Source organism: Parachitinimonas caeni, assembly GCF_030129945.1.
Classification (GTDB): Bacteria; Pseudomonadota; Gammaproteobacteria; order Burkholderiales; family Chitinimonadaceae; genus Parachitinimonas; species Parachitinimonas caeni.
In genome coordinates, this window is record NZ_JARRAF010000060.1 from 1 (window position 1) to 11568 (window position 11568).

Here is an 11568-nt window from a genome sequence, read left to right on the forward strand (position 1 = left end):
ACCCGCTTTGCCAGTGCGGCAGAACTCGAAACGACCCTGCGCGACTACCTCATTGCCTACAATCATCACATCCCACAAAAAGCCCTCAACTTCTTGTCTCCGATTGAGGCTATGAAACAGTGGCAGGCAAGACAACCAAATCTGTTTACCAAGAAAGTTTATAAACAGGCGGAACCTGACACCTACGCTGACCCCTGAGCAAACCATGCTCAAAGCCTATAACCATATGCCGGATGTGCCCCGACCTGATTTTCTGGACGAATGAGACCGGATTGAGTTAGGTGATCGGGCGTCTCAACGCCCGACCGCTTGGCTCTACGTCCTCATCCGCGGTCTTTCCTCTCCCACCACGCCATCACCTGCTGCTCAATCTGCGCCGATATCGACTGCTCAACCCCTTGCCACCAAGCTCCTACATCGGGGCGACCGGGGATGGTCAGGCCATATATCTCCCGCACATCCGGGTGGAATTCGCCAGCGCGGTATCGCACAGGCTCGTCATCGGGCTGCCAAGCAGGGTAGCAATCCACGTGCGGATTGCTGCGGATCGGCGCCGGATCCACCCATAGGCTCAGTTCCTGACTGACGCTGGCCCGGCTGCCGTTGGCGGCCTCGATGGCGGTGGCGGTCAGTTGTAGGCTGAGCGGGCCGCTAAAGCTTAATGGTGGGATCAGCGCCAGGGTCTGGGTGTTCCAGCCGGTCAGGTCGAGTAAACGCTGCTGGCTGCTGATGGTCTGCTTGCGTTGGCCATCGCTGACCACCGTGCCAACGGGCAGGCCGGCCAATTGCAGCTGCAGGGCTTCGGAGCCATCGGTATCGGTCAGGCCGGCTTGAATGCCTTGCAGGCGGATCGCACTGCCAGCCTGGCCCTGATTCAGCGGCAGGGCCTCAGTCAGGCTCACGTTGTCGAGCATCATGCCGCGCCCATCGGGCTGCGGGTGGGTCGATTCGCTGACCAGGCGCAGAGTTTGGGTGCCGCCTTGGCCGATAAAGCCACAGCTCACCGCTTGCCAGCTCAGGCTATCCAGGCCGCTGGTCTGGTCAAAACTGGCAATGCGTTGGCCATCAACATACACCCCAATGCGGGTGGTACCACTGCCATAACCCAGGCGACCGGCCAGATCGAAGTTGAGCTGGTAACGGGCGCCGGCTTCGGTCTGCACTGTGCGTTCAATGCCGAGGGTCTGATACTGGCTGCCTGCGGCATCGTTCAGTTCCAGCCAGCTCTGGCCGCCTTCCCGACTGGCCTGTACGGCCTGCTCGCGGCCCCAAGCATTGCGCATGCGGTCGCCACTGTGCCAGATCTCGAAGCCATTCTGACCGCCGCGCAGGCGGTCGCCCTGAGTGACCAGGTTCCAGCCGTCAAAGCTGCTCTGGCTGAGCAGCGTGGATTGACGATCGGTATTTGCTGCCCCCTCAAATCCGGAGCGGAACAGCGTGCGTTCGCGGGGTTGCATCACGGTTTCCGTCAGGCGGAGGTCGTCGATCTGCATGCCCCGGCCGGCTGGGTCACGCGGGTTGCCATCGGTCACAATCCGCAAGGTCTGCGGCCGGCCACTGCCGGTAAAGCGGCAGCTCACCGCCTGCCAGTCGAGCTGATCCAGCCCACTGCTGGCATCGAAACTGGCAATGCGCTGTTCATCCAGATACACCGCGATGCGGGTGAGGTCCGACCGATAGCCGAGGCGGCCGGCCAGATCGAAACTCAAGTCATAACGGGCGCCGGCACGGGTCTCGATCTGGCGTTCGATGCCGAGGGTTTGATACTGGCTACCAGCGGCGTCGTTCAGCTCCAGCCAGTTACGACCCTTGCCGGTATTGGCCTGTACGCTCTGGCTCTGATTGGCGGCATTGCTCATACGGCTGCCCGTAGACCAGATCTCGAAGCCATCCAGCCCACCGCGCAGGCCATCGCCCTCGGTGATCAGGCGCCAGCCTTCCAGCTCGCGCTGGCGGACTAGGCTGGACTGGCCTTGTGCGGGTGCCACGCTCTCCCAACTGGTACGGAACAACTCGCGCTGCTGGCTGACCAGGGCTTCGAGTTGCAGGCTTGGCGCATCGGCCACCGGTGTGATGTCGATCGTGACTTGGGCTGGCTGGCTGACGCTGCGGCCATCGCTGGCGCGGAAGCCGAAGCGGGCATAGTGCGCCTGCCGATTACCCAGGCTACTGCCCGCATAGCCGGGGCCGCCCGAGGCCTGGACTACCGGGTTGAAGATCAGCCTGTCGCCCTCAATATCAGCCCGACTCAAGCGCTCGCCGACCTGCACCAATGCCCAAGTGCCATTGGCCAGGCGGCGATACAAGGTGCCTTCTGCCGGCAGGCTGTCGACGTGGATCTGCAAGGCATCCCCCTCGCTATCGCTGATGGCGAAGTCACTCCAACGAATCACCAAGGACTGATCTTCCAGTCCTTGCACCTGACTATCGCGAGCAGTGGGGGCGGTATTGCTTGGCGAAATCGTCAAGCGGAAGCGGGCGCTATTTGACTGCAAGGCACCATCGCTCAAGGCAAAGCTGAATTCGTCCAGCCCCTCGGCCACCCTGGCGTTGGCGGTGTAGAGGTAACTGCCGTCGGCTTGCCGTTGCAGCGTGCCGTGGCGCGGCTGGCTCACCAGCACAGCTGACAGGGCCGAACCTTCCACATCAAAGCCGAGGGCGCGCAGATCCAGCCGAATGCTTTGGCCTTCAACCAAGCCGGCCGCGCCATCGCGTGCTACGGGCGCGTCGTTGACCGGGGTAATGATCAGCCGGACGGTTGCGACATTCGAATCGGCCTGACCGTCGTTGACGACATAACTGAAGCTGTCCGCGCCAAAGTAGTTGGCCGCTGGCGTGTAGCGGAAGGTGCCGTCGGCATTCACCACCACGGTGCCATGTTGCGGCTGGCTGATCAGCTTGGCCGTCAGCATGTCGCCATCAACATCGCTGGCGGTAGCGAAGGCGGCAACAGTGGCACTGCCATCTTCGACCAGCGTGAGGGCTTGGTCAGTGAGGGTAGGCGCGTCGTTGACCGGCGTCACCACCAGGCTCAGCGTTGCTTCGTTTGACTGCAGTGCGCCATCGCCAAGGGTGAAGCGCACGCTGTCGGTGCCGTGGAAGTTGGCGGCCGGAATATAAGTGAAGCCACCCTCTGGCCGCGCTACCAGCTGGCCGTGATACGGGCCGCTGATCAGTACCGGCGTCAGCGTCGGGCTATCGACATCCCGGCCGAACTGGCGCAGATCCAGCGCAAGCTGGCTATCTTCTGTCAGCGTCAGCCTGGCATCCTGAGCGACCGGCGCATCGTTGACCGGGGTGATGGTCAGCGTAACGGTTGCCACGTTCGAGTCCGCCTGACCATCGTTGACGATGTAACGGAAACTATCACTACCGTAGTAATTGGCCGCTGGCGTATAGCGGAAGGTACCGTCGGCATTCAGGCTGACGGTGCCGTGCTGCGGCTGGCTGATCAGCTTGGCCGTTAGCGGGTCGCCGTCCACATCGCTGGCGGTGGCGAAGGCGGCAAGGGTGGCGCTGCCATCTTCGGTCAGGGTGACGGCCTGATCGTTGAGGGTTGGGGCGTCGTTGACCGGCGTAATCGTCAGCTTGACGGTTGCCACGTTCGAATCGACCAGCCCATCGTTCACCACATAGCTAAAGTGGTCCTCGCCAAAGTAATTGGCGGCCGGCGTGTAGCGGAAGGTGCCATCGGCATTCACGACCACGGTGCCATGCTGTGGCTGGCCGACGAGCTTGGCGGTCAGCCGGTCGCCCTCGATATCGGTTGCTGTGGCCAATGCCGCGATGGTGGCAACACTGTCTTCGGCCAGCGTCACCGCCTGGTCTTGGAGAACTGGCGCGTCGTTAGCGGGCGTCACGATCAACTTCAGCACCGCCTCGGCCGAATCGAGCTGGCCGTCGTTGAGAATAAAGCGGATGGCGTCTTCGCCCGCATAGTTGGCGGCTGGCGTATAGAGCCAGCTGCCATCAGGCTGCACCGTCAGCGTGCCATGTTGCGGTTGGGTAGTGATGCGGCCGGAGAGCTTGTCGGCTTCGGCATCGCTACCCAAAGCAGCCAAGTCAATCCTTACGGTGCCATCTTCCTGCAGGCTGAGTACGCCATCGCGGGCGGTCGGGGCGGTGTTGGCGGGCAGCACAGTTAAGCGGACGGTGACCGGCGCCGACTCGGTCTGGCCATCGCTGAGGCGATAAGTGAACTGGTCCGGGCCGCTGTAGCGGCGATCAGCGACATAGCTCCAGCCGCCATCGGCATGGCGCGATACCTGACCATGCGCCGGGCCGGTGTCGAGGCGGGCGAAGAGGTCATCACCATCCACATCCTTGGCCCCGGTCAGCGGGTGGAAGCTAAACGGCTGGCCGGCCACCACGCTGCCCTGGCTATCGGCACCCAGCGGCGCATCGTTCACCGGCCGCACCGTCAGCGTGATGGTCGCGATATTCGAGGTGCTGCCATCCACCGTGTAGCGGTATTGAATGGTTTCGGTGCCGGACCAATCGGCCGCCGGCTGATAACGCAGACTGCCATCGGCATTCACCACCACGCTGCCATGCGCCGGCTGGCTGACCAGCTCGAATCGGGCTGAAGCATCCGCGCCGAGATCGTTCGCCAGTGGTTTCAATTCCAGAACCGAGTCTTCATCGGTGCTGGCGGCATCGTCAAACGCCAGTACGTCTTTGACCAGCTGAATATCCCGAATCGCCACATGGCTCTGCTCGCCCCCGAAGCCGATCAAGTCAAACGACAGCAGGGCAGGGGTGCCGGCCAAATCCCCGCCGACCCCGTGCTTGAGGTCGATGAAGTACGTGACCGAGCCATCGCCATTCAGCTGCTTGCGCACGCCAGATGCCAGTTTCTCGGCACCGCCAGTCTGGATATTGAGCAGCGCATCGCTATTGGCCATGCCGGTGCTACCGACCAGTGAAGCGCCGGTGTTGGCGTTGAGCAGGGCGACTTCGAAGGCGTCAGCGGGGCCGGCGGTGTTGGCCAGCAGGTTTTGGGCGGCCACCACCAGGCTGATGTAGCGATCATTGGCGCCAATTTCCAGGCGCTGGCTGGCCTGGCCGTGGCCGGTGCTGCCTTCGGCCAGGGTGATGCCGCCTTGGGCATCCAGGTTGGCGTTGCCGCGTGTCTGCCAGCCTGCGGCGGGGCTGGCTGGTTGCAGGGGCGCAGGGTCTGGCCGATTGATCAGGGCCGGGCCGGCCGTGGCGGGCGTACCGCTGTGAATGGGCAGCTGCAGGCCAAAGCCCTTGGCCTGCAAGGCATCGACGTCGGCGGCATCGGGCAGGCGCCGGATGCCGGGTTCAATGATTTCGCTCATGGCATGGTCATCGCTGCCGTTGTGTTCCAGCCCCAGCACATGGCCCAGTTCGTGGATGAGCACCGATAACAAGTCAAGCCGGTTGGCGGCGGCACTGCCGCCGAGTGCCCGGAATTCGCTGGGGTGATCGGTCGGCAGAAACTCCGACTGCTCGCCAGGGCTGCTATCGACAAACCAACCCCAGCCAGCGCCCCAGGTATCGAGCCGGATCTGCCGGCCCTCGCTATTGCCGGCCATGCCCTTGGGCAAGTCGTCGATGCTGAAACGGATCTGATCAAGCAAGGCCGGGCTGACCCCGGCATCGAGCCAATACTGGCGGGCGGTGGGCAAGAGCTGGTCGAGCTGAACCTGGGTCAGTGGGTCGAGGTGCTGGACGCTGCCTTCCTCGGTGACCAGGAGGGGTTTGCGCGGGGGAGCGATGGTGTCTTCGTAGTACTTCATGAACAAGGCCGCATCCCGCCTTGGGTTGGCGGCGCTGATCGCTGGTTTCAGCACTTGGCTCTTATCGACCTTGAATTCCTTCACTTCCAATGTGCCATCGGTGTTCCGGACGATTTCCAGACTGGTCAGCTCATCGGCCAGTACACCGGCGGCACCTTTGGGGCGTACCGTGAAATACAGCTGGGCGGGTTTTTCAGCAAGGATTTTAGGAATGCCATGATCTACGACCCTACCGGCGAACCAGTCGGTAGTTCCGGCAAAACTGGCCCATTTGGGATTGAGCTGATTATTCTGGATCAATTCCCTTTTCAGAAAACTCAGACTCAAATTCATCGCATAAGGCACTTCGAATTCGATGACGTGAGAGAATTCGGCATTGGTGCGTAGGGCAGCGCTGGTGCGAGTGATATACCTGACATATTTATCAGCTTCACGAGGGTCACGCCCCATGTTCTTTACCGTATTTGTTACTCCTGCCTTGGCATCAATCGTCGTTAATGACCAGCTACCATCCGGCATTAAAGCCCGGCCGTCGCCCGAGCGGATAAAATCGCTGCCCTTGGGAAATGGATTGTCATATAAATAAGTCTGGGCAATAAATTTACCGTCAACCGGATCGACTTTTACCCCCTCGGTGCCTTTCTGGAAAGTGACCCAATGGAATTCACCTGGGTTCTTCTCTTCGTCAGGCGCATCCTCATCCATCAGCTTCACGGCACCATTGTCTTCTTTGACCAGAACCATGCCGCTGTGATGGATCTGTGCCGTTTTCAGGGCAGAATCCTTGAGGAAGAAGGCACTGGGCGAATTAGGCGGCAGGATGCCATTCAGGCGGGCGTCATCCAGCGATTCAACCGTATCCGGGTTGCAATCGGCGTTATGCACCCAGATGCCGTGTTTGCCGACGAAATAGGAGTGGAATTCTTCGACTTCGAAATTATATACGGTACAGGTATAGCGGCCTTCACCACTTGACCAGTCCACAAAATCATTTCCAGTAAAATGATGAATGTCTGGATCGGGTTGGATACCGTTCTCGGTCAAGTACATCAATCCGCCATCTTCATTATGAAGTGAACCTGGATACCAAATAATGTCTTCATTTTCCGTGAGGTAAACTGGCATTACTTCACTGACAATACTTAACTCCGTAGATTGACGGATGATTTCATTTGAATCTCTTAAGCTTCTTGCAGGCATCCAGCCTTTGCTTTTATCCATCAATGGATGGTTCGGCGTTAATAACAGGTAGTCGTAAGTGTTTGTATCCATATACCTGTCTTCTAATCCAGCCAAATCCCATTCATTTTTGTCGTAAAGCTTCATCACACAAACCTGCTTCTCCTCTGCGCTCTTAAACGTCTTCACCACCCGCTTATACGTCTGCTCCCCCGTCACATCCGAGCGCGAGAGCACCCTATCCCCCACCTGGATATCCTGAATCGGCACCAGACCCTTGTCGGTCCAGACCGGGGTGCCGGCGGCGAAGCAGGCGTCGGCTTCGTGGCGCAGCGGTGGGTCGGTGCAGCGTGCGAGGTCTTGAATCAGGGCGCGGAAGAAGGGCGAGCCCGACAGCTGGTCGCCCAGCTTGAGCCGGTATTCCTCGAATGACGGGATCGGGTGCTTTTGCTTGAGCAGGCCGCCTTGCTCGGGAATCAGCAAGGCATTGGCAGCCTCCTGCAGGATCACATGGCGCAATTGCCAAGCCTGGCGGGCGGCCAGGTAAGGGTCTTCCTTGAAGCGCGGTGCCACCAGTTGTTCGATGCGGGCGATATGTTCGCGATACCAGACGCTGGCTTGCGAGAGGGTCATTGAGCGGGGCGCGGGGGTATCGAACACCTTGATGCCATTGATCTTGAGTTCGCTCTGGCCCTGCACAGCCCGGGGTATGCCATCCAGCGGGCTGACATTGCGGGCATTGCCCTGGGTTTCGTCCAGACTGATCGCCTTGCCGGGTTGGCCAGCGTCATGGCGGAGCTTGCGCTGGTCCTGTTCGGGTTCGATCAGGTCACGAATACCATCCAGAATCGTCTGTGCCGGCCCCGGCAGCTTGCTGGCCGCCACCTCCAGCATCGAAGTGAGCGAGAGGCGGTTGCTACTGCCATCGCGTTCCGCCATCTCGTCGATCATCTGATGCCCCACCTGCAGCATGGCGTCGATCTCGGCGGCTTGCACCGCATTCATACCCCGATCAATGAGAATACGGCTGACCGACCAGCCCACTCTGGGCGAACGGCTGAAGCTGATGGCAACACCGAAACCATTGAGCAGAACATCACGATAATTCTCGCGGGTCAGCTGGTCGTAATTGATCTGCCCGGCGCGATACTGCATTACCCGCTCGTCGTGGCGCCCCAGATAGCCATCGGCCAGCAGGGTATCCATGGCTTCCATCAGCATCTGTTTCACCATATTGCCCTCCTGATTGAGGATTTCCGCTTGCGTCCTTACCGGCAGTGGGTTGGGCACCTTACTCGGCTCGGCACGCGAAATGGTGGGCGGGGCCACATTGATTTTCTCCAAGGCCACCATCGCAGTCGTCGGGCGATAGCTGGCTACGCCATGTACGCCGTTGAAGCGTTGATCGGCGATGGCACCGTCGTAACGGGCCGGGGTCATTCTTGAGATCTGGGTACCAAAAGAGCCGGTGGTGCCATCAAACACGTAGTTACGGTCTATCGGCATCAGGCTGGGTTCGATAATGCCGATCTCGCGCAGCTTGGCCAGATTCTCAGACTTGTTGGCATTGATAGCACCCTCAATCAGGGCGGATGCGTTCCAGGTGAACAGGGAGTAGCTCATGAGGTCGGCCTGTATGTCGTAATTAGGTTGGTAATTCCAGACAGTAGCGTAGAGAGTTCCATCCTCGCCCAGGGCGAGTTTTTCAAAGGCGCTGCCAGCTACCGGCGTGGTGGCGCCCAGATAGACTGGCGGTTTGCCGCCCCGGCCGAAGGGGTTCATCACGATACCGATCTTGCCGCCGATCTGCGAATTAGGCACCGAGCCATCACGCGGGGCGGTCGGGTCGAGGAACCAGAAGTTATAGTCGGCCACCAGCGCAAATTCCTGACCACGATAGCTTGCCAGTACGGTACCGGCCGAAGTCAGGATGTTCTGGCGGAAATGTTTGAACCGATGGTTCTGCGGCTGATCTTCGATTTCCTTCAAAATCTTGTCGTCGATATGCGGTAAGAGCTTTAACGACTCGGCATCAGAGGTTGTCACCCGGTTGATCTGGCCCGAAGGGTCGGTTTTGACCCGGATCACGCCCAAACCATTCGAGGCGTCAAACTTGTTGCTGACAATGAATTCGCCATCCTGTGGGCCACTGGTCACAAACCAGGGCGCCTTGCCACGCTGCTCACGGCTGTATTGATCGGAAGTGACGGTTAATTTGCCCCTTGGGTCGATATAGCCATCGGCATTGATTTGGTTAAGGTCGATGATATGCACTTTGCCCGACTGTGCCGTAATCGCCAGATAGCTGCCCGCATTGATGGCCATCCCCAGATAGTTGTCCGGCTTTTCTTCGAGCTGCGAGGCAAGACGCTGTTGGTGTTTGAGGAAGGTGCCCCGATTGGGGTCGATATTGATACGAACCACACTGCCTGGCCGGCCCTCATGGGCTGCCAAGGTCACGTAGAGCCAGTCATCACCTCGTATCAGACTGGTAATCCGGCCTTCATCGATGTTTTCCAGCTGCAGGGTGTAAGTGACTTTGCGGGTTAGCGTATCCACCATATAAATCTGGCGGGTGGCACCGGCCACGAAGGCCAGGGTGCCATCCTGACTGAACGCGACGTTAGTGGTACCGTGCCGGCCAAGGTCCAACGGGTACCCCCGTTCGTTCTTCGTGATCTCGCCCAGCAGTGCAATAGGTGCGCTGTTGCTGGACGTGGCTTTATCTTTGGGGGCAAAGATCTCAATCGAATCTTTAGTAGTAACTACTGTGGTGGGTACGCCTGCGGTCCAAGCTTCAATCGCTGGGCTGTCAATGGTCATTCCCTCTACCAGCCGGCCCTGACCATCCATAGCCAGCACGCTACGTCGGACGAAAATCACATGCTGCGAAAGTGCAACGTCTTCGTTCAGGACAAATTCCAGTACCTGATCATCGGTTCCCGACGTGTTGGAGAGTTTGGCCTCATAACCTTGCCAGACCAACCCTCGTTTGGAATTTGCTCCAGCGACACTAGGTGATTCCAGCTGCGCGCCACGCGGGGCCAGCCACACACTCACGCCACCCGTTGTCGCAGCTTGGCCGGGAGGGAGGAAGTTCTTACCGGTCAGCGTGATCTTGCGGGTTGAGGGGTCAAAGTTGAACCGTGTGATCTGGGGCGTGACATCTCCATCTGGCCGGGGTACGGCCGGGAACTGCAAGGCTGGGTTCTTCGAGACCAGTCCCTCAATCGGCACATTGACTTTATACGCGCCGGCAATGCCGTAGTAGACCGCCACAAAATCGTTTTGCGCGCTGAGCAACATGGCCGCTCCGGCATGGCCAAGAGATCGCATATGGCTGATATCGAGTGACACATGCGCCAGGTTCGACCACACCGCCTTCCAGTCAATCGCTTTGCCGGATAGCTGTAATTCTCCAGTCTTCTTGTCTTCCACGACGGACTTGGTGCAGAGAAAGTTGCCGCCAATACGTATGCCGTGATATGGCGGGCTGGCGGTACGTGCAATGCCGTCGGCACCCACTTCACCATCGTCAACCAGCCACCAGGTGCGATGCAGGCTGCCATCGGTGTCGGTAATAAAGCCTTCCCGCCAGAACATCACCTTGGTGCCCGGCGGCAGCTGGGTTGGCGCACCGGTCTGCGGGTCGATCGGGCCAGAGACTTTCAAGGCCAGCTGAAGCGGGACTTTCGCTTCGGCATCGCTGACATCGACCTCAACTGCAGACAGTACTTCCAGCACGCCAGGGGCGGGGAGTGGGGTGGACAGGCTATCGATTGCAATCTGCCGGATCGAGGCCCTGATGTCTTTGGGCAAAGCGTCGGCGCCGATGGTCAGGGTATTACCGGCTGCATCGGTGATCACGCCGCCTTCCGCCGCACTGACCTGTATCGGGCCCTGTACCGTTGGTTGAACCTGCAGCCTTACCTTGCCCTGCCTGCCACCATTGATGACCGTAATGGTTGTGCTACCCACCCGCTTGGCCTGTACCAAGCCATCTGGTGTGACGCTGGCAATCTCCGGGTCGCTGATCAGGTAGCGCGTGCCGGTCGAGCCCCGCATCAAATCATCGCCCAAGCCTTCGCGTGCAAAGGTATGAACATCAATCTGCCGCTGGCCGGTGCCTTCAGCCAGGTTGAAGCTGGGGGGATAGAGGTCCAGCTCATTCCACCACCGGTCTGCAAGGAGTGGCTCGGGGGTGCTGGTTACGGTGACTACATTAAAGGCCGATATCCCCTTTGCTTTCACCGTGATCATGGTCTGGCCTGGCCGGAGCGCTTTGAGCCGACCAGCGCTGTCTATCACGACGATGGACGGGTCGCTTGATTCGTATTGCAGATAGCTCACATCCAGGTTCACCTTCGTATCATCGGCGAAGCGTCCTGTGGCGACCAGATCAGCCACACTGCCCGGCTTGAGGTTGGCTATCCGATTCAAGCTGATGTCCTGCAACTTCGCCCCACTGACCTTCACCTTCAGTTCAATCGGCGCGCTCTGCGCAAAGCCATCGTCAGCCTGCAGGCGAAGGGTGGCATCGCCGGCGAAACCGGCTTCGGGGGTGAAGAGCAGGGTTTGGCCGTCGGCAGCGAGGCGGGCTGTGCCGTGTTCGGCGCCGAGGATGCGC

General features: G+C 59.7%; 2 protein-coding genes and 1 pseudogene. 2 read left to right on the forward strand and 1 reads right to left on the reverse strand.

Annotation, left to right across the window (positions count from 1 at the left end):
* Positions 1 to 198, forward strand: a pseudogene (locus tag PZA18_RS22805) (IS481 family transposase); the annotation flags it as partial.
* A gap of 125 nt (positions 199 to 323) precedes the next feature.
* On the opposite strand, the gene PZA18_RS22810 reads toward PZA18_RS22805, so the two are convergent.
* Positions 324 to 11291, reverse strand: a complete 10968-nt coding sequence (locus PZA18_RS22810) for a tandem-95 repeat protein (RefSeq protein WP_284103200.1) — start codon at positions 11289 to 11291, stop codon at positions 324 to 326.
* Here PZA18_RS22810 and PZA18_RS22815 point away from each other — a divergent pair.
* A partial coding sequence (locus PZA18_RS22815) for a hypothetical protein (protein ID WP_284103201.1) occupies positions 11277 to 11568 on the forward strand: 292 nt, incomplete at its 3' end. The genes PZA18_RS22810 and PZA18_RS22815 overlap by 15 nt on opposite strands.